The organism is Streptomyces sp. Ac-502, from assembly GCF_045222935.1.
Taxonomy (GTDB): Bacteria; Actinomycetota; Actinomycetes; order Streptomycetales; family Streptomycetaceae; genus Streptomyces; species Streptomyces monomycini.
In genome coordinates, this window is record NZ_JBHFFO010000001.1 from 5,350,687 (window position 1) to 5,374,302 (window position 23,616).

Annotated in this window: 22 protein-coding genes; 11 read left to right on the plus strand and 11 right to left on the minus strand. The window is 71.1% G+C overall.

The window, feature by feature from the left end:
• The first annotated feature begins 44 nt into the window (after nt 1–44).
• A complete protein-coding gene (gene metG, locus ACEXOX_RS24145) occupies nt 45–1,754 on the plus strand; it encodes a methionine--tRNA ligase (RefSeq protein WP_406523186.1) in 1,710 nt (569 codons plus the stop codon).
• 75 nt (nt 1,755–1,829) lie between these two features.
• On the opposite strand, the gene ACEXOX_RS24150 is transcribed toward metG, so the two are convergent.
• The gene (locus tag ACEXOX_RS24150) at nt 1,830–2,390 is read right to left on the minus strand and encodes a Uma2 family endonuclease (protein WP_406523188.1); all 561 of its coding nucleotides are present in this window, start codon (nt 2,388–2,390) and stop codon (nt 1,830–1,832) included.
• A 270-nt stretch (nt 2,391–2,660) separates the two neighbouring features.
• Nucleotides 2,661–4,424 (minus strand): aspartate--tRNA ligase, encoded by a 1,764-nt coding sequence (gene aspS / locus ACEXOX_RS24155; protein ID WP_406523190.1) that lies wholly within the window; start codon nt 4,422–4,424, stop codon nt 2,661–2,663.
• A 174-nt stretch (nt 4,425–4,598) separates the two neighbouring features.
• On the opposite strand from aspS, the gene ACEXOX_RS24160 reads away from it, so the two are divergent.
• Nucleotides 4,599–6,851, plus strand: a complete 2,253-nt coding sequence (locus ACEXOX_RS24160; RefSeq protein WP_406523192.1) for a SpoIIE family protein phosphatase — start codon at nt 4,599–4,601, stop codon at nt 6,849–6,851.
• Here ACEXOX_RS24160 and ACEXOX_RS24165 read toward each other — a convergent pair.
• Nucleotides 6,740–7,900 (minus strand): AI-2E family transporter, encoded by a 1,161-nt coding sequence (locus ACEXOX_RS24165; protein WP_406523194.1) that lies wholly within the window; start codon nt 7,898–7,900, stop codon nt 6,740–6,742. The two genes, ACEXOX_RS24160 and ACEXOX_RS24165, sit on opposite strands and share 112 nt — an antisense overlap.
• Before the next feature lie 152 nt (nt 7,901–8,052).
• The gene (locus ACEXOX_RS24170) at nt 8,053–9,009 is read right to left on the minus strand and encodes a pirin family protein (protein ID WP_406523195.1); all 957 of its coding nucleotides are present in this window, start codon (nt 9,007–9,009) and stop codon (nt 8,053–8,055) included.
• A 193-nt stretch (nt 9,010–9,202) separates the two neighbouring features.
• On the opposite strand from ACEXOX_RS24170, the gene ACEXOX_RS24175 reads away from it, so the two are divergent.
• Nucleotides 9,203–9,952 (plus strand): hypothetical protein, encoded by a 750-nt coding sequence (locus ACEXOX_RS24175; RefSeq protein WP_406523197.1) that lies wholly within the window; start codon nt 9,203–9,205, stop codon nt 9,950–9,952.
• 58 nt (nt 9,953–10,010) lie between these two features.
• Here ACEXOX_RS24175 and ACEXOX_RS24180 read toward each other — a convergent pair whose 3' ends face one another.
• Complete coding sequence (locus tag ACEXOX_RS24180) at nt 10,011–10,481, minus strand: SseB family protein (protein WP_003980379.1); 471 nt, start codon at nt 10,479–10,481, stop codon at nt 10,011–10,013.
• Nucleotides 10,482–10,569: 88 nt separating this feature from the next.
• Here ACEXOX_RS24180 and ACEXOX_RS24185 point away from each other — a divergent pair, with 88 nt between their 5' ends.
• The 8 genes from ACEXOX_RS24185 to ACEXOX_RS24220 all read left to right on the plus strand — a co-directional run bounded on the left by ACEXOX_RS24185 (nt 10,570) and on the right by ACEXOX_RS24220 (nt 20,146).
• A complete protein-coding gene (locus ACEXOX_RS24185; protein WP_406523199.1) occupies nt 10,570–11,007 on the plus strand; it encodes a hypothetical protein in 438 nt (145 codons plus the stop codon).
• 266 nt (nt 11,008–11,273) lie between these two features.
• The gene (locus ACEXOX_RS24190; RefSeq protein ID WP_406523201.1) at nt 11,274–13,100 is read left to right on the plus strand and encodes an acyl-CoA dehydrogenase; all 1,827 of its coding nucleotides are present in this window, start codon (nt 11,274–11,276) and stop codon (nt 13,098–13,100) included.
• Between the two features lie 417 nt (nt 13,101–13,517).
• Nucleotides 13,518–14,813, plus strand: coding sequence for a M18 family aminopeptidase (locus ACEXOX_RS24195; RefSeq protein ID WP_406523203.1), 1,296 nt, complete (start codon nt 13,518–13,520; stop codon nt 14,811–14,813).
• A gap of 1 nt (nt 14,814) precedes the next feature.
• Complete coding sequence (locus tag ACEXOX_RS24200) at nt 14,815–17,082, plus strand: BTAD domain-containing putative transcriptional regulator (RefSeq protein ID WP_406523205.1); 2,268 nt, start codon at nt 14,815–14,817, stop codon at nt 17,080–17,082.
• 100 nt (nt 17,083–17,182) lie between these two features.
• Nucleotides 17,183–18,124: a hypothetical protein gene (locus ACEXOX_RS24205; protein ID WP_406523207.1), complete on the plus strand. Its 942-nt coding sequence runs from the start codon at nt 17,183–17,185 to the stop codon at nt 18,122–18,124.
• A 137-nt stretch (nt 18,125–18,261) separates the two neighbouring features.
• Nucleotides 18,262–18,960, plus strand: coding sequence for a DUF4232 domain-containing protein (locus ACEXOX_RS24210; RefSeq protein WP_406523208.1), 699 nt, complete (start codon nt 18,262–18,264; stop codon nt 18,958–18,960).
• 132 nt (nt 18,961–19,092) lie between these two features.
• Nucleotides 19,093–19,323 (plus strand): DUF6458 family protein, encoded by a 231-nt coding sequence (locus ACEXOX_RS24215; RefSeq protein ID WP_030021168.1) that lies wholly within the window; start codon nt 19,093–19,095, stop codon nt 19,321–19,323.
• Between the two features lie 73 nt (nt 19,324–19,396).
• Nucleotides 19,397–20,146: a class I SAM-dependent methyltransferase gene (locus ACEXOX_RS24220; protein WP_406523209.1), complete on the plus strand. Its 750-nt coding sequence runs from the start codon at nt 19,397–19,399 to the stop codon at nt 20,144–20,146.
• Nucleotides 20,147–20,218: 72 nt separating this feature from the next.
• On the opposite strand, the gene ACEXOX_RS24225 is transcribed toward ACEXOX_RS24220, so the two are convergent.
• The 6 genes from ACEXOX_RS24225 to ACEXOX_RS24250 form a co-directional block, all read right to left on the minus strand.
• Nucleotides 20,219–21,154 (minus strand): methyltransferase, encoded by a 936-nt coding sequence (locus ACEXOX_RS24225; RefSeq protein WP_406523210.1) that lies wholly within the window; start codon nt 21,152–21,154, stop codon nt 20,219–20,221.
• 91 nt (nt 21,155–21,245) lie between these two features.
• The gene (gene tgmB, locus ACEXOX_RS24230) at nt 21,246–22,232 is read right to left on the minus strand and encodes an ATP-grasp ribosomal peptide maturase (protein WP_406523211.1); all 987 of its coding nucleotides are present in this window, start codon (nt 22,230–22,232) and stop codon (nt 21,246–21,248) included.
• 11 nt (nt 22,233–22,243) lie between these two features.
• Nucleotides 22,244–22,516 (minus strand): putative ATP-grasp-modified RiPP, encoded by a 273-nt coding sequence (tgmA, locus tag ACEXOX_RS24235; protein ID WP_406523213.1) that lies wholly within the window; start codon nt 22,514–22,516, stop codon nt 22,244–22,246.
• A gap of 58 nt (nt 22,517–22,574) precedes the next feature.
• Nucleotides 22,575–22,826 (minus strand): hypothetical protein, encoded by a 252-nt coding sequence (locus ACEXOX_RS24240; RefSeq protein WP_406523215.1) that lies wholly within the window; start codon nt 22,824–22,826, stop codon nt 22,575–22,577.
• Nucleotides 22,827–22,849: 23 nt separating this feature from the next.
• On the minus strand, nt 22,850–23,020 hold the full coding sequence (locus ACEXOX_RS24245; protein ID WP_406523217.1) for a hypothetical protein: 171 nt from the start codon (nt 23,018–23,020) through the stop codon (nt 22,850–22,852).
• A gap of 24 nt (nt 23,021–23,044) precedes the next feature.
• Nucleotides 23,045–23,527: an ATP-binding protein gene (locus tag ACEXOX_RS24250; RefSeq protein WP_406523219.1), complete on the minus strand. Its 483-nt coding sequence runs from the start codon at nt 23,525–23,527 to the stop codon at nt 23,045–23,047.
• Between the last annotated feature and the right edge of the window lie 89 nt (nt 23,528–23,616).

The following is a 23,616-nucleotide window of genomic DNA, read 5'->3' on the forward strand; positions in this document are numbered from 1 at the left end:
AGAACAAAACCTCACTCACCGTAGCGACTTGGGAGCAGCCGGCAATGGCTCGACACCTCATCACCAGCGCCCTTCCGTACATCAACGGGATCAAGCACCTGGGCAACATGGTGGGGTCCATGCTCCCGGCCGACGTGTACGGACGGTATCTGCGCCAGCGCGGCCACGAGGTGCTCTACATCTGCGCGACGGACGAGCACGGCACGCCCGCCGAGCTGGCGGCCAAGGGCGCCGGCCAGTCCGTCGACGCGTACTGCGGCGAGCAGCACGACGCGCAGAAGGCCATCTACGACGGCTTCCACCTGCGGTTCGACCACTTCGGGCGCAGCTCCTCGCAGCAGAACGTGGAGCTGACCCAGCACTTCGCGCGCAAGCTGCACGAGAACGGCTTCATCGAGGAGCGCGCCATCCGGCAGGTCTACTCGATCGCCGACGAGCGCTTCCTGCCGGACCGCTACATCGTCGGCACGTGCCCGCACTGCGGCTACGACAAGGCGCGCGGCGACCAGTGCGAGAACTGCACCCGCGTCCTGGACCCGACCGACCTGATCGACGCCCGCTCGGCGATCAGCGGCAGCAGCGACCTGGAGGTGCGCGAGACCAAGCACCTCTTCCTGCTCCAGTCCGAGCTCCAGGGCGAGGTCGAGCAGTGGATCGACGACAACAGCGAGGAGTGGCCGACGCTGGCGTCGTCCATCGCCCGCAAGTGGCTGACCGAGGGCCTGCACGACCGGGCGATCACCCGTGACCTGGACTGGGGCGTGCCGGTGCCGGCCGACGTGTGGCCGGAGCTGGCCGCCGAGGGCAAGGTCTTCTACGTCTGGTTCGACGCGCCGATCGAGTACATCGCCTCGACGAAGGAGTGGGCGGACGCCGACCCGGCGCACCGCGACTGGAAGTCGTGGTGGTACGAGGCCGACGACGTGCGCTACACGGAGTTCATGGCCAAGGACAACGTCCCGTTCCACTCGGTGATGTTCCCGGCCACCGAGCTGGGCACCCGCGAGCCGTGGAAGAAGGTCGACTTCCTCAAGGCGTTCAACTGGCTGACGTACTACGGCGGCAAGTTCTCCACCTCGCAGAAGCGCGGCATCTTCACCGACGCGGCGCTGGAGCTGCTGCCCGCCGACTACTGGCGCTACTTCCTGATCGCCAACGCCCCGGAGTCCGACGACACGTCCTTCACCTGGGAGCTGTTCTCCTCCTCGGTCAACAAGGACCTGGCCGACACCCTCGGCAACTTCGTCAACCGGGTGCTGTCCTTCTCCCGCAAGCGCTTCGGCGACGAGGTGCCGGCGGGCGCGGCGGCCGGGGAGGCCGAGGCGAAGCTGGGCGAGCAGATCGCCGAGCTGCTCGCGGAGTACGAGGGCCACATGGAGGCCCTTCAGTTCCGCAAGGCGGCGGCGGCTCTGCGCGCGCTGTGGAGCGCGGGCAACTCCTACCTGGAGGAGAAGGCCCCCTGGCTGGAGATCAAGACCGACCAGGAAGCGGCGGCGCTGACGCTGCGTACGGCGATGAACCTGATCCACCTGTACGCGATCGTCTCGGAGCCGTTCATCCCGGCGGCGGCGAAGGCGATGCGCGGCGCGTTCGCGCTGGACGGCGACACGGCGGCCTGGGTGACGGCGGAGGAGGCGCGGGCCCTGTCCTCGGTCCCGGCGGGTACGGCGTTCACCGTGCCGCCGGTGCTCTTCGCGAAGATCACGGAGGATGACCTGGCGGCGTACCGGGAGCGGTTCGGGGCGGCGGAGTAGGCAGGCCGACGACGTATGGCGAGGGGCCCGGTACCGGTAAACGGTTCCGGGCCCCTCGGCATTCACGAGTGGCGCCTACGCGGACGTACCGCCGTACGGATGCCAGTCCGCCGTCCGTACCGTGAAGCCCATGGGCTCGGGCAGAGGGATCTCCTGGCCGAAGATGCCCTTCGCGGTCTCGACGTAGTGGCGGCCGTCCAGCTGGAGCACGTGCCAGGTGGCGTCGTTGGGGTCGACGATCAGGTAGACGGGGATGCCGGCTTCGGCGTACCGCTCGCGCTTGTCCTCCCAGTCCCGCTTGATGGCCGTACGGGTCGTGGAGACCGTTTCCACGACGGCGAGGACGATCTGCGGCGGCAGGTCCGCTTCTGCGAAGTCGGGGGCCGGGCGGTCTTCCGCACGGATGATGACGGCGTCGGCACGGGGCCGGTAATCATCGGCCACCAAGATGCCGCGCTCGCTCCATGCCTCGAAAGGCTCTGGAGTGTGCCGGACGAGGCTGCGGGCGGGGAGGTCATGAACGATCCCCGGATTCGTCTGCATGACGAGTTCGCCGTCGAGCAGCTCGGCACGCAGACCATCGGGAATGTCCTGCTCGTGCCACATCTTGATGAGCGCGTTGATGTTGCTGTCCACTGGAGGCCTTCCCGACGCACTGGCTCAGGTCCAGCTTAGGGCGCGGAGCCCGTGTCGAAGTCGCCGTTCGCTCCCATTTCGCGCAGCTCGGCGAGCGCTACGGCCCGACTACGCCGCTTGACCGCCTCCATCAACGCCATGTTCGGTGCCGTTCCCGGTCTTCGTGCCGAGGAGCTTCTGGGCTTCCGCCAGCGCCTCACCATGCCCGGAGCGTGGCACGCGAAGGGCCCGCGATCATACGATCGCGGGCCCTTCACACGTACGAACGAACTACTTCACCTGCGGCTTGCGGATCGACAGGTGCAGCTCCTTCAGCCGCGACTCCTCGACCTCCGACGGGGCGCCCATGAGCAGGTCCTGGGCGTTGCCGTTGAGGGGGAAGGCGATGGTCTCGCGGATGTTGGGCTCGTCGGCGAGGAGCATGACGATGCGGTCCACGCCCGGGGCGATGCCGCCGTGCGGCGGGGCGCCGAACTTGAAGGCGCGGAGCATGCCGCCGAACTCGGCCTCGACGGTGTCCTTGTCGTAACCGGCGATGGCGAACGCCTTGTACATGACGTCCGGCTCGTGGTTGCGGATGGCGCCGGAGGACAGCTCGACGCCGTTGCAGACGATGTCGTACTGCCAGGCGAGGATGTCCAGCGGGTCCTTGGTCTCCAGTGCTTCCAGGCCGCCCTGGGGCATGGAGAACGGGTTGTGGGAGAACTCGATCTTGCCGGTGTCCTCGTCCTTCTCGAACATCGGGAAGTCGACGATCCAGCAGAAGCGGAACTCGCCCTCGACGAAGTGGCCGGTGCGCTTGGCCGCCTCGACGCGGACCGCGCCCATGATCTTGGAGACCTCGTCGAACTCGCCGGCGCCGAAGAAGACGGCCGAGCCGGGCTTCAGGTCCAGGGCCTCGACCAGCGCCTTCACGTCGTCCTCGGTGAGGAACTTGGCGATCGGGCCGGACAGGGCGTTGGACTCGCCGACGCGGACCCAGGCCAGGCCCTTCGCGCCCTGCTGGACGGCGAAGTCACCCATCTGGTCGAAGAACTTCCGCGGCTGGTCGGCGGTGTCCGGCACGGCCAGGGCGCGGACGTGCTTGTCGGCGAAGGCCTTGAAGCCGGAGCCGGCGAAGACCGACGAGACGTCGACCAGCTCCAGCTCGGCGCGGAGGTCCGGCTTGTCGGAGCCGTACTTGAGCATCGACTCGCGGAACGGGATGCGCGGGAACGGCGAGGTGACCGTGCGGCCGCCGCCGAACTCGGTGAACAGCTCGGTCATCAGCTGCTCGATCGGGCCGAAGACGTCCTCCTGCTCGACGAAGCTCATCTCGACGTCGAGCTGGTAGAACTCGCCCGGCGAGCGGTCGGCGCGGGCGTCCTCGTCACGGAAGCAGGGCGCGATCTGGAAGTAGCGGTCGAAGCCCGCGATCATCAGCAGCTGCTTGAACTGCTGCGGGGCCTGCGGCAGCGCGTAGAACTTGCCGGCGTGCAGCCGGGACGGGACGAGGAAGTCGCGGGCGCCCTCGGGAGAGGTCGCGGACAGGATCGGCGTCGCCATCTCGTTGAAGCCGAGCGCGGTCATCTTGTGCCGGATGGCGGAGATGACGGCGGTGCGCAGCATCAGGTTGCGGTGCATCCGCTCGCGGCGCAGGTCGAGGAAGCGGTATTCGAGGCGCTTCTCCTCGTTGACGCCGTCCTCGGCGTTGATCGTGAAGGGGATCTGCTCGGCGGCGCCCAGCACCTCGACGGCGGTGACCTCGACCTCGATCTCGCCGGTGGGCAGGTCGGGGTTGACGTTGTCCGCGCCGCGGGCGCTGACCTTGCCGTCGATACGGACGACGGACTCCTTGGTCAGCGAGCCGAGCGCCTCGTTGGCGGGGGTGCCGGGACGGGCGACGAGCTGGACCAGGCCGTAGTGGTCGCGCAGATCGATGAAGAGGATGCCGCCCAGGTCACGTCGATTGTGCAGCCAGCCGCTGAGGCGGACGTCGGTGTCGACGTCCGAGGCTCGGAGCTCGCCACAGTTATGGGACCGGTACCGATGCATCGCTCATCCAAGTCGTCGCAAGTTGGAGTGTGAGAGTTAACTGCTCCAGGTTACCGGTCGACCTGGGCCGCCGATTGACATATCCGCGTCAAGTGGGCCATGCGAAGATGGGGGTGTCCGCCGCGGTGCCCGCCGCGCTGGTCGGCTCCCGTCAAACCCACATAAAGTGATGCAATGCGCACCAAGGACCTCCTGGCCGCCACCGCGACCGGCCTGTGGCGCTGGGACAACGTCTCGGGGGAAGTGACCCTCGACGCCGAGACCGCCCGGCTGCTGGGGCTGCCCGCGGAGCCCACCGAGCTGTCCGAGGCGGCCATGCGCTCCCGCCTCCACCCCGCCGACTTCGCCGAGATCACCGGCATCGTCAACCTCGCCGTCACCGAGAGCAGCATCGCCGAGGGCCGGCTGCGCGTCATGGACAGCGCCGGCCGGGTGCTGCGCACCGTCCGCACCCGCTCCCGCGCCTTCCTGCGCAGCGACACCGACGACACGGACTACGAGCTGGTCGGCACCGTCCAGGAGATCTTCGAGACCCAGCCCGGCACCGCCTCCCCGCACGCCCCGGCCACCGGCGACTGGCGCCGCTCCCGCGAGGCGTTCCTGCTGGACGCCGGCCGCGCGCTCGCCGAGGCGCACTCCACCGCCGAGGTGCTGCGGGTCGCCGCCGGCCTGTCCATGCCCGGCTTCAGCCCGGACGGCCTGGCCGTCTTCGGCATCGAGGGCGACCGGATCTCCGTCATCGGCCACCACGGGCACCGGCAGGGCGACCTCGCCCCCTTCGTCGACATGCCGCTGGACACCGACTACCCGGCCGCCGAGGTGGTACGGACCGGCCGCGCCGTCTACCTGCCCACCCCCGGCGACTACCGCCGCCGCTACCCCGCCACCTGGCCGCTGGCCGCCGCCTTCCGCCGGGAGTCCTGGGCCTTCCTGCCCCTGGTGAGCGCGGGCCGCACGATCGGCGCCTGGATGGCGGCCTTCGGCACACCGGTCGCCTTCACGCCCGACGAGCGCTCGGTGCTCACCACCGTCGCCCGGATGCTCGCCCAGGCGCTGGCCCGCGCCGGCGACCAGGAGTCACGGCGCGAGCTGACCGACGGCCTCCAGCGCAGCATGATGCCGACGGTGCACCCGGACATCCCCGGCATGACGGTGGCGGCGCGGTACGTGCCGACCGGCGGCGGCCTGGAGGTCGGCGGCGACTGGTACGACATGATCACGCTGCCGTCCGGCCGGTTCGCGCTGGTCATCGGCGACGTGCAGGGCCACGACGTACGGGCCGCCGGCCTGATGGGACAGCTGCGGATCGCGCTGCGCGCCTACGCCTCCGAGGGCCACCACCCCGACGCGGTGCTCTCCCGCGCCTCCCGCTTCCTCGCCGGCATCAACGACACCGAGTTCGGCGGCGAGGACCCGCGCTTCGCCACCTGCCTCTACATCGAGGTGGACCCGGCGACCGGCCTGCTGGACATCGCGCGGGCCGGGCACCCCGACCCGACCATCCGGATGGCCGACGGGACCGTACTCGTCCGGCCCACCGCGGGCGGCCTGCCGCTGGGCATCGTGCCGGACACCGACTACCCGACCACCCGGCTCGTCCTGGAGCCCGGCGAGACGATGCTGGTCTGCACGGACGGGCTGATCGAGACCGGCGGACACGACCTGGAGTCGGGCTGGGCGCGGCTGCGCCACGTCATCGAGACGTACGGGGCCGAGGACCCGTCCGGGAACGCCACGGACGTGGTCGCGCCGACGCTGGAGGACGCGGCGGGCCTGGAGAAGCTCGCCGACGCGCTCGTCCAGGCGGTGCACGGGCCGCCGTCGTACCACACCACCGGTCCGTTCATGGACCGCCGCGAGGACGACATAGCGATGCTGCTGCTGTGCCGCGAGGGCGGCAGCTGCGGGGTCGGTACGGGCGGCACGGCGGCGCACCGGCCCGTCCGCCGTACGGTGCTGACCGTCAAGCAGGCCGAGCCCGAGCGGATAGCGGAGGCCCGTCACCAGGTCCGCGACGTGCTGCACGACTGGACCGACGAGGACCAGGTCGACTCGGCCGTCCTGATGGTCTCCGAGATGGTCACCAATGTGCTGATGCACACGGACGGCGACGCGCTGCTGGTCGCGGAGATCACCGGCGAGAAGGGCAGCCGCCGGATCCGCGTGGACGTCGCCGACAGCAGCGACGAGCTGCCGCACCGCCGCACCCCGGGCGAGCTGGCGTCCTCGGGGCGCGGCCTGGTGCTGATGGAACTGCTGGCGGGCGCGTGGGGCGTGGACCCGCGCGGCGACGGCAAGTCGACGTGGTTCGAGCTCTACGAGGACGCGGCGGGCGGCGCCGAGCCGTCGCTGGCGGACCTCTCCGCCCCGCCGGCGGCCCCGTCGGCCGATCCGCCGGCCGGCCCGCTGCCCGAACCCGCGGCGTAGTGCCGGCGCAGCTCGGAGAGCACGCCGAACGCCGCCGCGGTCAGCGGCACGGACAGCAGCATCCCCATCACCCCGGCGACGCTGGCGCCCGCGGTGATCGCGAGCATCACGATCGCCGGGTGCATCTGGACCGTACGGCTCTGCACAATCGGCTGGAGGATGTGGCCCTCCAGGAAGAACACCACCAGGACGATGCCCAGCGTCCAGAGCGCGATGGCCGGGCCCCGGTCGTCGGCGAACGCGACCAGTACGGCCACCGAGCCGGACAGGAACGAGCCCAGGTACGGGATGTAGGCGCCCACGAAGACCAGCGCGCCCAGGCCGAACGCGCCGGGCACCTGGAGGATCAGCAGGCCGACGGTGATGCCGACCGCGTCGATCAGCGCGATCAGCGTCGTACCGCGCATGAAGCCCTCGATGGCCTGGTAGCCGCGGCGGGCCATCTGCTCCAGCCCCGGCCCGGAGTCGCCGGGCGCCCAGTCGTGCAGGGCGCGGACGGCCTTGTCCGCGTCGCGCAGGAAGAAGAACGTCAGGAACAGGGCGAGTACGGAAGCGGCGAGGGTGGCCGCGACCACGCCGACGCCTTCCAGGACGCCGGTGGCCGCGGTGCCGCCGAACTTCCCTATGAAGGGCTTGGCGTTGGAGACGATGTCGTCCAGCGAGGTGCCGGCGGCGCCGAAGTGCCGGGACACCTCCTTGGCGGCGTCCTTGAGCGAGGCGATGATCTGGTCACCGGTGTCGATCAGCGCGCTGACGACGATGTAGCCGGCGCCGCCGACCACCACGATCAGCAGGGCGCAGGTCAGCCCGGCGGCCAGCGAACGGTTCAGCTTCATCGCCACCAGCCGCCGGTAGACCGGCCCCAGCAGCGCACTGCCGAGCAGGGCCAGCAGGACGGGGGTGACGGCGGCGCTCAGGGTCACGCACAGCCAGACGCCGACGGCCGCCACGGCGGCGACGAGCAGGCCCACACCGCACCAGGCCGCGGCGCGGCGGGCGGCGTCCGGGAGCAGTGGCTGACGGTCCGGGGATCTCAGATCGTTTCGCACCCCGCCAGTGGATCACGGGGCCGCCCGTACGGGGCGGCTTTCCGCCGCGAGCGGATGCAGGGCTGATACGGGCGCGGGCGGGTACGGGCCGCCGCCGGCCCGTACCCGTCCGCGGCCGCCCAGTGGCCCCGGCCCGTACCCGCCCTCCCGGCTCAGTGGCCCTCGGCGGGCACCGTCCCCAGCCGCCCCGCCTGGAAGTCCTCGAAGGCCTGGGCCAGTTCGGCGTGGGTGTTCATGACGAACGGGCCGTAGTGCATCATCGGCTCGCGGATCGGCTGCCCGCCGAGCAGCACGACCTCCAGGTTGGGGCTGCGGGACTCCTGCGTGGCGTCCGCCCGGAGGGTGAGCGAGTCGCCGCCGGGGCCGAACACGACGGCCTGCCCGGTACGGAACGGCCGCCCGAGCGGGCCCGCGGTGCCGCGCCCGGCCAGCGCGTACGCCAGCGCGTTGAAGTCCGACCGCCACGGGATGGTCACCTCGGCCCCCGGATTGACCGAGACGTGCATCATCGTGATCGGCGTGTGGGTGATCCCGGGTCCTTCATGACCGTCGATGTCGCCCGCGATCAGCCGCAGCAGCGCGCCGCCGTCCGCCGAGGTCAGCAGCTTGACCTGGCCGCCGCCGATGTCCTGGTAGCGCGGCGCCATCATCTTGTCCTTCTTGGGCAGGTTCACCCACAGCTGGAGGCCGTGGAAGAGCCCGCCCGTCATGACCAGCTCCTCCGGCGGCGCCTCGATGTGCAGCAGGCCGGAGCCCGCCGTCATCCACTGGGTGTCGCCGTCGTTGATCACGCCACCGCCGCCGTGCGAGTCACGGTGGATGAAGCTGCCGTCGATCAGGTACGTGACGGTCTCGAAGCCGCGGTGCGGGTGCCAGGGGGTGCCCTTGGGCTCGCCCGGCGCGTACTCCACCTCGCCCATCTGATCCATCATGATGAACGGGTCCAGGTGCGTGTAGTCGATGCCGGCGAAGGCACGGCGTACCGGGAAACCCTCCCCCTCGAAGCCGCCGGGCGCTGTGGACACCGCGAGCACGGCCCGCGGCCGGGCGTCGGCGGGCGCCGCCACGCGCGGCAGGGTCAGCGGGTTCTCTACGGTCACTGCGGGCATGACGGCCTCCTCGGTCGTTCGACTTTCAACTTAGTTGAACTCTGAACAACCTGCAAGGCGTCGCTCATTCCCCGCTCGCCGACGACGGGAAATCCGCTGGTCACAGCCTCGCCGGTAAGCGGTACGCAGGACACCACTTCCGGCACACGCACGCCTCTCGCGCCGGGCACGCGACGGGAGCACTCTGGACCGCATGAGCACATCCGCTCCGGACCCAGCGGGCCGCAAGGACGAGTGGAGGCAGCCGGGCCAGGGTCCCCCGGCCGCCTCGGACCAAGGGCAGCCGGCACCGCCCGGCTCGCCGTACGCGGCACCACCACCGCCACCTGGGCGCAAGCGCCGCAGAGGCTGTATGACCTGCGGCATCGCCGCGGCCGTCGGGGCGGTGATCGTCATCGTCCTCGTGGTCGTCTCCGTCAGCGGTTCCGACGGCGGCAAGGACAAGAGCGGTTCCGGCCCCTCCGGGTCGTCGTCCGCCTCCGCCGGGCGGGGAAAGATCACCAAGGAGATGTACGACCGGGTCCGTACGGGCATGACCGAACAGCAGGTCACCGCGATCACCGGCCCGTGCGAGTCCTCGGCGGAGGACGAGGTGGCGGGGGTCAAGGGCAAGGTGCTGACCTGCCGGGGCAGCGAGCTGTTCAGCGCGGCGACGTTCACCTTCAGCAACGGGCGGCTGGCCGCCAAGGGGCAGGTGGGGCTCGGCGGCGGCCAGGCACGGAAGGGGTCGATGACGAAGGCGAAGTACGACCGGCTGCGGACCGGGATGCCCGAGAAGGAAGCGCTGGCCGTCGCGGGGACGTGCGAGAAGAACTCCGACACCGACATCGCGGGCAGCTCGGCGACCGGCTACACCTGCACCGCCGCCGACGGGCTCGGCAACGCCTCGCTCACCTTCTCCGACGGGAAGCTGGTGGCGAAGGCGCAGGCCGGGCTGGACTGACGGGCGCGGAAGCGGAAGGAGCGCGGCGGCACCGTACGGGGCCGCCGCCAGGCGTGTGTCAGCCGTACATCCGGCGCATCGCGAAGTCGACCATCTGCTCCACCGACTTGGCGTCGAAGACCATGCGGTGGTCGCCCTCCATGTCCAGGACGAAGCCGTAGCCGGTGGGGAGCAGGTCCAGGACCTCGGCGCCGGTGATCACGAAGTACTTGGACTCCTTGCCCGCGTACCGGCGCAGCTCCTTGAGCGAGGTGAACATCGGGATGACCGGCTGCTGCGTGTTGTGCAGCGCCAGGAACCCGGGGTTGTCGCCGCGCGGGCAGTAGACCTTGGAGGTGGAGAAGATGCCCTGGAAGTCCTCCGCCGACATCGAGCCGGTGGTGAAGGCCCGCACCGCGTCGGCGAGGGAGGGCGGCGACGGCTCGGGGTAGAGGGGCTGCTCGCCGTAGCCGCCGGGGGCCGGGTGCTGCGGCGGGGGCGCACCGTACTGCTGCTGCCCGGCGCCCGCGTTCTGGTCGTAGCCGTACATGCGGCACAGCGTACTGAGTCGGCGCGGCACATACGCCGCTACGTTTGAAGAGCTCCGAGCCCGCCCGACCGATCGAGGCCACACACCGATGACCGACCGCGACCGACCGAAGCCGCGCATCACCCGCGGCGGCGTGCTGCTCACCGTCAGCGCCGTGACCGCCTGCGGGCTGATGCTCTTCGGCGCCGTCCAGCTCAGGAATGCGCAGGTTTCCTGGGCCCTGACGTACGAGGCCACCTCCACGGGAGGGCCGCCGCGGGCCGCCGAGGTGCGCTACCGGCACTCCGAGGGCGGCGACCAGCACGAGGAGGAGACCGGCGGGACGCGCCTGCCCTGGCGGGAAACGGTGGTCGTGGACGCCGGCGAGGAGGCGCGGCTGGAGGTGCGGCCGGCCGGGAACGGGACGGCTTCCTGCCGGATTCTGCTCGACGGCCAGCGCCAGGTCGCCTCGGGGAAGTCGCCGGGGCGAGGCGAGCCCGCCGTGTGCCGGGTGACCACCAGTGAGACGTCGCAGCAGTGGCGGTAGGGACGCAGGAGGCGTAGGAGGAGGTACAAGGGCGTACGGAAGGACCGTCCGGCCCCTCCGGAGCTGCACAAACAGGGCATCACGGCCCCCGGAGACGTACGGCAGGGGCCCTGGCGCCGCTCATTGACGCTCGTCACAGATGGGCGGTCAGGGGTTGCTTCTTATTACCGACGGGTAGCATCATCGTAGCTACTTGCTGGTATTGCGTTTGAGGTCCCTCGCTTCCAAGCGCTGGGTCTCCTCCCGAACCTTACGGAGCCGTACCCATGGGCCACTACAAGTCGAATCTCCGCGACATCGAGTTCAACCTCTTCGAGGTGCTCGGGCGCGACAGCGTGTACGGCACCGGACCGTTCGCGGAGATGGACGTCGACACCGCCAAGAGCGTGCTGAGCGAGATCGCCCGGCTCTCCGAGAACGAGCTGGCGGACTCCTTCGCGGACACCGACCGCAACCCGCCGGTCTTCGACCCGGACACCAACACCGCGCCGGTGCCCGACACCTTCAAGAAGAGCTACCAGGCGTACATGGACGCCGAGTGGTGGCGCCTGGGCATCCCGGAGGAGATCGGCGGCACCACCGCGCCGCGCTCCCTGCTGTGGGCCTTCGCCGAGACCATCCTGGGCGCCAACCCGGCCATCTGGATGTACGCCTCCGGCCCGGCCTTCGCGGGTGTACTGCACGAGGAGGGCACCGAGGAGCAGCACCGCATCGCGCAGCTGATGGTGGACAAGCAGTGGGGCTCCACCATGGTGCTGACCGAGCCCGACGCGGGTTCGGACGTCGGCGCCGGCCGCACCAAGGCCACGCAGCAGGCGGACGGCACCTGGCACATCGAGGGCGTCAAGCGCTTCATCACCTCCGGTGAGCACGACATGTCCGAGAACATCGTGCACTTCGTGCTGGCCCGCCCCGAGGGTGCCGGTCCGGGCACCAAGGGCCTGTCGCTGTTCATCGTGCCGAAGTACGACTTCGACTGGGAGACCGGCGAGCTGGGCGAGCGCAACGGCGTCTACGCCACCAACGTCGAGCACAAGATGGGCCTGAAGGCCTCCAACACCTGCGAGATGACCTTCGGCGCCAACCACCCGGCCAAGGGCTGGCTGCTGGGCGAGAAGCACGACGGCATCCGCCAGATGTTCAAGATCATCGAGTTCGCGCGGATGATGGTCGGCACGAAGGCCATCGCCACCCTCTCCACCGGCTACCTCAACGCCCTGGAGTACGCCAAGGAGCGCGTGCAGGGCCCGGACCTGGCCGCCTTCACCGACAAGACCGCGCCGCGCGTCACCATCACCCACCACCCCGACGTGCGCCGCGCGCTGATGACGCAGAAGGCGTACGCCGAGGGCATGCGCGCCCTGGTGCTCTACACCGCGACCGTCCAGGACGAGATCATCGCCAAGGAGGCCGCGGGCGAGGACGCCTCCGCCGCGACCCGCCTGAACGACCTGCTGCTGCCGATCGTCAAGGGCTACGGCTCGGAGAAGTCCTACGAGCAGCTGGCCCAGTCGCTCCAGACCTTCGGCGGCTCCGGGTACCTCCAGGAGTACCCGATCGAGCAGTACATCCGGGACGCCAAGATCGACACCCTCTACGAGGGCACCACCGCCATCCAGGGCCAGGACTTCTTCTTCCGGAAGATCGTCCGGGACCAGGGCCAGGCCATGACCGCGCTCTCCGAGGAGATCAAGAAGTTCCTCGCGGAGGCCGTCGGCGGCGAGGCGCTGGAGACGGCCCGCGGCGAGCTGGCCAAGGCCGCCGCCGACCTGGAGGCGATCGTCGGCGCGATGCTGACCGACCTGGCCGGCACCGAGAAGGACGTGAAGTCCATCTACAAGGTGGGGCTGAACACCACCCGCCTGCTGATGGCCTCCGGTGACGTCGTCATCGGCTACCTGCTCCTGAAGGGCGCCGCGGTCGCGAGCGAGAAGCTGGCGGGCGCCTCCAGCAAGGACAAGCCGTTCTACGAGGGCAAGATCGCGGCGGCGAAGTTCTTCGCGCACAACGTGCTGCCGGGCGTGTCCGTGCAGCGTGGCCTGGCCGAGACCGTCGACCAGTCGCTGATGGAGCTGGACGAGGCCGCGTTCTGAGGTGACCCGAGGGGCCTGGCGCGCTCTGCGGGTCTTCTAAGGGCGGCTTAAAACCCGTCCGGAAAAAACCGGTTTACGGGACGCTCTCACAGCGTTCTCAGACAAGCGCGCCAAGCTGGCGTTGCCCGCCTCCCATCCCCCGGGGAGGCGGGCATCGTCGTTCGGGAAGCTGCCGTACGGACCTGGCGGACCGTGCCCGAACGGGCCTGGCCGAGGGTTCCGAACGGGATTCCAGGAGGTGCCCGAACGGGCCGCCCGACTTCCCGTACGGACCTGCGGGGGATGCGGTCACGGGCCTTCCGGAGCCGCGCCCGCGCCGGTCGCCGGGCCGCCGTCGGGGCGTTCCGGTTCCCATACCGTGATGCATGCCGATTCGTATACCGGGGAAGGGCACCCACTAGTCCTTATGCTGAATCCATGAGCCATTCCGCCCGCTTCGACCGCGGCCACACCGACGACCTGATGTCCTTCCTCGCCGCCTCCCCCTCGCCGTACCACGCAGTGGCCAACGCGGCCGAGCGGCTGGAGAAGGCGGGATTCCGGCAGGTGGCCGAGACCGACGCCTGGGACGGGGAGAGCGGCGGCAAGTACGTCCTGCGCGGCGGGGCGATCATCGCCTGGTACGTCCCGGAGAGCGCCACGGCAGCCACTCCGTACCGCATCGTCGGCGCCCACACCGACTCGCCCAACCTGCGCGTCAAACCCATCCCGGACACCGGCCACCGCGGCTGGCGGCAGGTCGCCGTCGAGGTCTACGGCGGCACCCTGCTCAACACCTGGCTCGACCGTGACCTGGGCCTGAGCGGCCGGGTCACGCTGCGCGACGGCACCAGCCGGCTGGTCAACGTCGACCGCGCCCTGCTGCGGGTGCCGCAGCTCGCCGTGCACCTGGACCGCTCGGTCAACGCCGACGGCCTCAAGCTCGACAAGCAGCGCCACATGACGCCGATCTGGGGCCTGGGCGAGGTGCGCGAGGGCGACCTGGTCGCCTTCGTGGAGGAGGAGATCGGGGTGCCGGCCGGCGACATACGCGGCTGGGACCTGATGCTCCACAGCATCGAGCCGCCCGCCTACCTCGGCCGCGACCGCGAGCTGGTGGCCGGGCCGCGGATGGACAACCTGCTGTCCGTGCACGCTGGTACGGCCGCGCTGGCGGCGGTCGCGACGTCCGGCGAGGAGCCGCCGTACATCCCGGTGCTCGCCGCCTTCGACCACGAGGAGAACGGCAGCCAGTCCGACACCGGCGCCGACGGCCCGCTGCTCGGTACGGTGCTGGAACGTTCGGTCTTCGCCCGCGGCGGCGCGTACGAGGACCGCGCCCGCGCCTTCGCCGGCACGGTCTGCCTGTCCTCCGACACCGGCCACGCCCTGCACCCCAACTACACCGAGCGGCACGACCCCGGACACCACCCGCTGCCCAACGGCGGGCCGATCCTGAAGGTCAACGTCAACCAGCGGTACGCCACCGACGGCAGCGGCCGCGCGGTCTTCGCGGACGCCTGCGAGCGGGCCGGCGTGCCGTGGCAGTCCTTCGTCTCGAACAACGCCATGCCCTGCGGCACCACCATCGGGCCGATCACCGCGGCCCGGCACGGAATCGCCACGGTCGACATCGGCGTTGCCATCCTGTCGATGCACTCGGCGCGCGAGCTGTGCGGCAGCGAGGACCCGCACCTGCTGGCGAGCGCCCTGACGGCCTTCCTGGAGGGCTGAGTTGGACTTCTCCCTGCTGGGCCCGATATCCGTCACCACCGGTGCCGGTGAGCTGGCGCTCGGGCCCGCCAAACGGAGCAGCGTGCTCGCGCTGCTGCTGTTGCAGCCCAATACGACTGTTCCCCTGGAGCAGTTGATCGACTCCCTGTGGGAGGAGGAACCACCCGAACACGCCCGTACGGTCGTCCAGGGCCATGTCTCACGGCTGCGCGCCACGCTGGCCCGCGGCGGCGCCGAGGCGTACGGCATCGAACTGGCCACCCACGGCTCGGCGTACCTGCTGCGCCTGCCCGAGGAGCTGATCGACGCCCACCGCTTCGCCGAACTGGTCGCGCTGGCCCGCCCCGAGGCGGCGCCCGCCGACGCGGTGCCGCTGCTGCGCGAGGCGCTCGGACTGTGGCGCGGCCCGGCCCTCACCGGCACGGTCACCAGCCCGCCGTTCGCCGCCGCCGCGCACGCGCTGGAGGAGCAGCGGCTGGCCGCGACCGAGGCGCTGGCCAGGGCGCACGGCACGCTCGGCGAGCACGAACAGGCCGCGGCGATCCTCTACACGGCCGCGGTCAACAACCCGCTGCGGGAGGGGATGGTCGCCGAGCTGATGCGCGCGCTGTTCCGTACGGGGCGACAGTCGGACGCGATGGAGTGGTTCCACCGGACCCGGCGGCTGCTCGACGAGGAACTGGGCGTCGGCCCCGGGGCGCGGCTCAAGGGCGCCTACGAGGAGATCCTCCGCGCGGAGGAAGCGGGAGCCGGGGGCGACACACGAGGCGGCGCGGATTCCGGCACCGGCCGAGGCGGCGGTGCGACCGGCCCGGCAGGCGGCGCGGGACGAGCAGCGCAGGGCGCGGAGCAGGAGGCGGGCGCCTCCGACCCGCGCCGCACCACCGCCGCGGACCCCCGCGTACCCGCCCAGGGCGGCCGCGGCCCCACGGGCGGCGCACCCGGCCGTACCACCGGCCCGCCCGCCGTACCCCGCCTGCTCCCCCGGCCACCCGCCCGCTTCCTGGGACGGGAGCAGCAACTCGCCGCGCTCACCACGGTGGTGCAGTCCGCCGTACCCGGTGAGAGCCCGCTCGCCGTCGTCACCGGGCCGGCCGGTGTCGGTAAGACCGCCTGCGCGGTCCAGTGGTCCCACGCGTACGCCGGGGCCTTCCCCGACGGCCAGCTCTTCGCGGACCTGCGCGGCTTCAACGAGGGCGCGGCGGCCGAACCCGTCGAGATCCTGCGCGACTTCCTGCTCGCGCTCGGCACGCCCCCGGACCGCGTACCGACATCCGCGCAGTCGGCCTCCGCGCTGTTCAGGTCGCTGGTCGCCGAACGCCGGCTGCTGGTCGTCCTCGACAACGCGCAGAGCTCCGCCCAGGTACGCCCGCTGCTGCCCGGCGGCGCGCACTGCGCGACGGTCGTCACCAGCCGCAGCCGCCTGGACGGCCTGGTCGCCACCGACGTGGCCCGGCCGGTGCCCGTCCAGGCGCTCGGCGCGGCGGAAGGCACCGCCCTGCTCGGGGCGATGCTCGGCGCGGAGCGGGTCGCCGACGACCCGGACGCCGCGCAGGAACTGGTCGCCCTGTGCGACGGGCTCCCGCTGGCCCTGCGCGCGGCGGCCGCGCAGCTGACGGCCCGGCCGCGCTGGCGGCTGGCCCGCCTGGCCGCCGCCCTGCGCGACGAACGGCGGCGCCTGGCCCTGCTGTCCGCCGAGGACACCGGGGTCGCGGCGGCCCTGCGGATGTCCGTCGCCCGCCTCTCGGCGGACGACGCGCGCCTGCTCAGCGCGCTCGCCGCGAACGCCGACGGCCATCTGAACGCGTCCGTCGCGGCGGCGTTGGCCGGTACCGACCCGGAACTCATCCAGGAGGGCCTGGACCGGCTCACCGAGATGCACCTGGTCGACGAGGAGGCCACCGACGTCTACACGATCAGCACGCTGACCCAGCTGTTCGCGCGCGACGAAGGGCCGGCCGGGGGTCTTCCGGGGGTCTTCCGGGGGGCCGGAGGGAGCGTCGGGCGGAGGAACCGGCGGCAACTGAGAGCGGCAGCTGAGAGCGGCAGCCGGCGCGAGGCCGGACGCACGACCGAGGCCGGACGCACGACCGAGGGCGGACGCACGACCGACGGGCCGCCGGCGGAGACGCCGGACAACGGGGGACGGTCCGGAGGGCGGGCACAAGGGGCGGGGCGGTTCGTAGCAGCAGGCGCCCAGGACGGGTTGTCGCAGCACGTGCCAGGGGCTGACCCGGCGTACGCTCCGTCCCGGCCCCGAGGGACGTAACAGACACCTCTCGCCGAACCCCCACCTTTCCGCAACGCGCCTGCCCCTACCTCCCGTTCGCACTGTTCCCTTCCCGGCCGGTACCCCCTACCGTCACCGGATGCACATGATCAAAAGCCGGTACACGGCCGCTGCCACCGCTCTCGCCTGCACGGCGTCCCTCTTCGCCGCCCAGTCCGCCACGGCCCGGCCGGCTGCCCCGGCCTGGCAGCAGGTGGGCGACGGCATCACGTCAGGGATAAGCGGCCTCGCCGTCGTACCGGGCTCCCGGGCGGGCCGGACCGACCGGACCGACCTCCTCGTCGCCCGCGACAACAAGAAGCCCGGCGAGAACCGGCTGGCCCTCATACGCCTGCGCCCCGGCGACCGCCCCCAGGTCCGCCCGCTGACCTGGCGGGGCAGCCGGGCACCCGCCGACCTGGAAGCGCTCGACGCGGTCCCCGGCCGGCCCGGCGAGTACGTCGCCCTGGCCAGCGCCGGCACCGGCTACCACCTGCGCCTGGACGCGGCGGCGGGAACCGCGCGCGTCCTCGGCACCTTCACCGTCCCCGGCGCCTCGGAGGACGACAACTACGAGGGCTTCGCGCTCACCTCCCAGGGGCACCGGCTCGTCTCCGTGTGGGCGGACCGCGGCGAGGACAGCCGCCCCGGCACCCTGCACGCCGCCCACCTCGACCTCACCCGGCGCGCCTTCGCCGCCCCGGTCACGGCCACCTTCCGTGCGCCGTACCCCGCCGAGCACGTACGGCACGTCAGCGACCTGAAGATCGGCGCGTCCGGCGCGCTCAAGGTCTCCGCGGCCTCGGACAACGGCGACGACGGCCCGTTCGACTCCGCCCTCTACGACGCGGGTACGGTGTCCGTGGACGGCCGGGGCACGATACGGCTGACCATACGGCAGTCCCCGAAGCCCCTCGGCCGCTACGCCGGCCACAAGATAGAGGCGCTGGCCTGCCTGCCGCACTCCCGCCACGGCGTACTCGGCACCGACGACGAGAACGCGGGCGGAGCGCTCCGCACCGTCGTCGGCGGACCGTGCTGAAGCGGCGCCCGGGAGCACCGCGCCGGTCCGCGGCCGATCCGCGCCGGTTCCGTTAGGCAAGCGTTAGCCAGGCGCCAGGGGAGCACGTCAGGGTGGCAGTACAGCATGCAGCGAACGTAGCGACCCCGGGAGACCCCATGCCGCGCCACACCGTTACGGAGGCCGCCACCGCCCACAGCGCCCGCCGCCGTGCCGACGGCAGGCGTGCTCGTACCCGCACGCTGCGGACCGTCGCCGCCGGACTCACGGCCGTGGCCGCCCTCGGTCTGCTCACCGCCTGCGGCGGGCAGGAGGCGCTCAAGACCAGCGACGCCAAGCCGTTCCACCCCTTCGGGAAGGACTCCGGCGGCTCGGACGAGCCGCTGGGTCCGGGCATGCCCAGCAGTTCCCGCACCGACCAGGCCGTCGGCAACAGCGGCCGCCCGGCCTGCGACGCCTCGAAGGTGGTGGTCGCGGCCAAACCCGTCCCCCAGCCGCCCGGCCGCATCCTCCTCCAGGTCACCAACACCTCCGCCGCCGCCTGCGACCTGTACGGCTTCCCGCGCCTGCGGGACGGCGACGCTTCCCCCACCACCGCCCCGAACGCCCGCAGCGCGCCCCGCTCGCCCCTCACCCTCGCCCCCGGCGGCACCGCGTACGCCGCCCTCACGCCGTCCGCCGCCAGTTCCGCCCCCGAGCGGCACACCCTCTCGGTCGGCTTCACGGACCAGCACGGCCACGGCATACCCGGGGCGGGGGCCCGCGCGCACGTCCGGCTGCCCGGTGGTGTCCGGTTCGACGACGCCGCGCAGGTCACCTACTGGCAGTACGACGTGAACCGCGCGGTCCGGCCGTAACGTTCCGCCCGCCGGAACGGCACAGTCCGGCCATACCGCCCCACCCCCGAGTCACGCGATTGCCCCCACCGGCCCCGGGTACCCGGTCAACGACCGGCCCGGAACATCCAATTGCGTACGGAGGCAACAACCATGGGCATCGGATGGTGCATCGGTCTGCTCGCGCTGGGAGGCATCCTGACCTTCGCGGTGGACTGGCAGATGGCCGGAGTCAACCTCCACCTCGTCGGCCTGATCCTGATGGCGGTCGGCATCATCGGCATCGCGGCGTACGTCAGCATCTTCAAGCGCCGCCGCATGCAGCCGCCGAGCCCGGCGGCCCCGGTGGTCGAGGAGACCCACCGCATGCACTACGAGGACTGATCTGCTCGCCCCTCCCCCGCAGGCGCCACAAATCCCTTCGACACCAAGGGACGTTGCGAGGATCGTGTACGCCATGCGACAGGACGAGTTGTGGGGCGAGGACACCACCCAGCGTTATGACACGCCCGGCACCGGCATGTTTGCACCGGACGTGGTGGAGCCCGCCGTACACCGCCTCGCGGAGCTCGCGGACGGCGGCCGGGCCCTGGAGTTCGCCATCGGCACCGGCCGCATCGCGGTCCCGCTGGCACGGCACGGCGTACCGGTCACCGGTATCGAACTGTCCCAGCCGATGATCGCCCAACTCCGCTCGAAGACGGACGAAGCAACCATCCCGGTCGTCGTCGGCGACATGGCAACCGCCTCCGCCCCCGGCCCCTTCCACCTCGTCTACCTCGTCTTCAACACCATCTCCAACCTCCTCACCCAGCCCGAACAGGTCGAGTGCTTCCGCAACGCCGCCCGCCACCTCATCCCGGGCGGCCGCTTCGTCATCGAACTGCACGTACCGGACCTGCGAAAACTCCCACCCGGCCAGCACGCCGTGGTCTTCACCTCGGGCCCCGGCTACCTGGGCGTGGACACCTACGACCCCCTCCACCAGCACCTCACCTCCCACCACTTCCACTACACCGAAGACGGCCAGGCCCGCCTGGCCCGCAGCCCCCACCGCTACATCTGGCCCGCCGAACTCGACCTCATGGGTCAACTCGCCGGCTTCGAGCTGGAATCCCGGCATGCGGACTGGAAGGGCGGCGAGTTCACGGCCGAGTCGGGGTCGCATGTGTCGGTTTACCGGTTGGGGCCCGTCACCGCCACGTGAGACGTTGCCCGCCAGGGCCGACGTGCAGCCGCATACGCTCGGCCGACGGACACCCATCCGCCTGCCACTCCCTCACCCGCTCAGTGATCTCGTCCCACAGCCGCCCGGGCCCGCCCTGCCGCACCATCCACCGCGAGCCGTCGTGGAAGACGACCGCCCACGCCCCGGCACCCACATCCATGACGACACATTCCGCCCGGCCGTCCCGCTCCAGCATGATCCGCTGCGCCCGCGGTGCCGCGAACTGTGCGACGAACCGAGCCGTCCAGTCATCGAGCGCATCCGCACCCAGCTCGACGGGCACCGCCTCCCCTCACTGAGATCCGGCAGAAGGCCCAACGGAGGCGGTAGGTGCGGGCGGGCCAGCATGAACGAGACCTGGCCGCCGAGTACCGGGCCACTGGCCGCGCCATCGCGGGAGACCGTCAGCCGCACGAGTTCGGACGCGTGCAGCCACCCGCCGACCGTGACCAGCACCTCACCCCCGGGCCGGGTCTGAGCGAGCCAGTCGGACGGCACGGTGTGCACACCGCACGTAGCGATCACGCGATCGTACGGACCGCCCTCCTCATGGCCCGCGAGACCGTCACCAACCACGCGGACAGGCCAATGACCAGCGCTTGCAAGAGCCATTCCGGACCGGGCGGACACCTCGGCATCGACCTCGACCGTGGTCACGTTGTCCTCACCGACGGCATGGCAGAGCAGCGCGGTCGAGTAGCCCGTTCCCGTACCGATTTCCAGGACCCGCATGCCTTCGGCCGCCCGCAGCTCTTCGAGCATCCGCACCACCAGGCTCGGCAGAGTGGATGACGACGACGGAGCCGCGGCGATGCGTCCCTCGACCTGATCGGGGAAGACACCCCCGGCAACCTGCGTCACAAGGGTGTCGTCTTCATAGACCCGCGCGAGACCGCCCGGGGCATCCTTCGCCACCGGCCGATACCAGCCACCCTCCTCGTACTCGAACCACCCACGAGAGAGAAACGCCTCGCGAGGCACCGCCATGACGGCGGCCTCCCATACGGGGCTGCGCAGAGCGCCGGACTTGCGCAGGTGCTGGACCAGGTCGGCCCGTAGGCGTTCAGAATCCCGGGGATCAGTCATGCGGGGTTGCTCCGTTCTCCAACAGGTCTGCGACAGCTCTCGTGATCGGCAGCCGGGCCGCGTCTTCGAGCCACGCCCATTGGCCGTTGGGGTTGCACTCCAGGAACCACCATGTGCCGTCCGCAGTCACGGCGAAATCGAAGGCCCCGAACTTCAGCCCGAAGGCAGCAAGGAATCGCACCAGCGCACCGCCGGTGTCCTTCGGGCAGGCGACCGGCTCGTAAGTGAGGTTCTGGTACTCGGACCGCCAGTCCACCACCCCGGGCGGGGCGGTGATCCGCGCGCTGAACGCCTGCTCACCGACGACGACCACCCGCAGATCCGCTTCCTTCGGCACCCGCGCTTGAAAGAGGTGCGCGCTACGGCTCACCGCTCCGTCGATCTCCTCCGCTTCGACCGGCGCAGCCCAGATCCCGGCAGGCTCGCCACCGACCTCGTACGGACCGGCGTGCAGCGGCTTGTAGATCGCCGGGCGTTCGGCACAGAACCGTGCTGCCTCTTGTGGGTCGTTGGTGATGAGAGTGGCTGGCACCGCAAGCCCTACGTGCATGGCGACGGCCAACTGCGCGGGCTTGTACTCGGCCCGGGCAATGGCCTGCGGATGGCTCAGGTACAGGCACGCCGGCAGCGCTCCCAGTACACCACCCAGGCCACGGCGATTCTCCTGAGCGGCAAACCGGGCCGCCTGCTCACCGCTACCCGTCGGGTAGGGGCTCGGCCGTCGGTGATACAAGGCCCGTACTGAGGCAAGGTCGGCCGTACGCTCCCCGGCTCTCAGGTAACCGTCCCACCCTCCGCCGGGGCGCGTACGGAAGGCGTCGCCCGCCCCGATGCGCGCGGCGAGCGAGACGGACGCCGGGAAATCGCGCCCCGGGTCGAACCGGAGGACGGGCACCCGCCGCCGGTTGAGCCCCGCGATGACGAGGTCGGCGGTCGCGTCCTCATACTCCGTACAGATCAGCACCGGGCGTTCGTCCATCGCGCTGCCGCCTAGTCCTGCGTGGCATCGTGGCCGGTGTCGGAGTCCATCTTGCCGTCCTTGCCGACCTGGGTGGGCGGATAGGTGTTCACGCTCGTACCGTGCTTGCCGAGTTCAGCCGGCGTGATCGTCCCGTCCGCCCCGCTCCATCGGCCGGTCTGCGTAACGGAGTCGATCCCCTCGTACCGCCACGGCGAGGAGACACCGTTGCGCAGTGGTGCCAGACGGCGCATTCCCCACGGGGCCGGTACGGCGGTCTCCGTGCCTACGAACTCCGGGTCCATGTTTCCTCCTTGGTCGCTTCATGCGGTGGTGTACGGCGGGAATCGCCTCGGTGGGCACTCACGTCGTGCCGCCGGCCGGCGGCACGAGCCCCGCGATGTCCGACCGAGGCTGTAGCACCGCGTAGTCTCCGAAGTTCCGGCGATAGCGCCGATGCCCGGTCTCCTGCGTGTGCTTGCGCTGCCACTCCTCGACCGGGCGCGGGGTGTGGTGCGTACCGGACGCCGCACCACACTCGCTTTCGTCACCGGACACGCACCGAGCCGCGTACTCCGGCTCCGCCGTCGTGTCCTGCGTGATCGTGAAAGGCACGTACCGGAACGTCCGCCGGGGCATCAGGCATGCTCCGATCGCTGATGCTGACGCATCAGGACATCGGCGTCGGTCTGTGCGCTGGCGTCGAACCTCGCCCGCGCCTCGGCGCGCTGCGCGGCGAGTGCCGCGCACGTCTCGCAGCCCGGGGCGGGTTCGGGTGGACGGCTCATGTCTTCCTGCTGTCCGTGCACGGCTGCTGGTCCTTTCGTTACGACTCAAGCCGCCAGCGCGGGCGTCGTTGCCGGCGGCGGGCCGGTATGTACCGCCAGTTCGAACCAGATGCTTTTGCCACCCGGTCCGAGCAGCGAGTCCCCGAGCGCGCAACCGCCCCACCGGTCCGCCACGCGGTCGAGGATGAACAGACCGCGTCCGCTGCCTGCTTCGGGCGAGGGAGACCGTGGCGTGGCAGGCAGGAGCGGAGCTGTGTCCGAGACGCTGACCCGCAGGACGGGATGCGCCCAGCGCAGACGGACACTCGCGGAACCCTTGGCGTGCCGTACGGAGTTGGTGGCCAGTTCCGAGGTCAGCAGCTCGGCCCGCTCGATGAGTTCAGGCACACCGTGGGCGGCCAGCACCGCGCGCAAGGTCAGCCGGGCGATGCCGGGGCCGCGCGGGTCGCCGGGGAAGGCGAGTTCGTACTCCCACGGGTCGGTGAAAGCGAGGGGTTCGGGGGACGGGGGCCAGGATTCGAAGTTCACGGGGCACCTCCATGCGGGGCGCGAAGGGGTACGGGACGTACGTGCCGTACGGGTCGCCACCGGGGCAGCCGGGTGACGTGGCTCACACC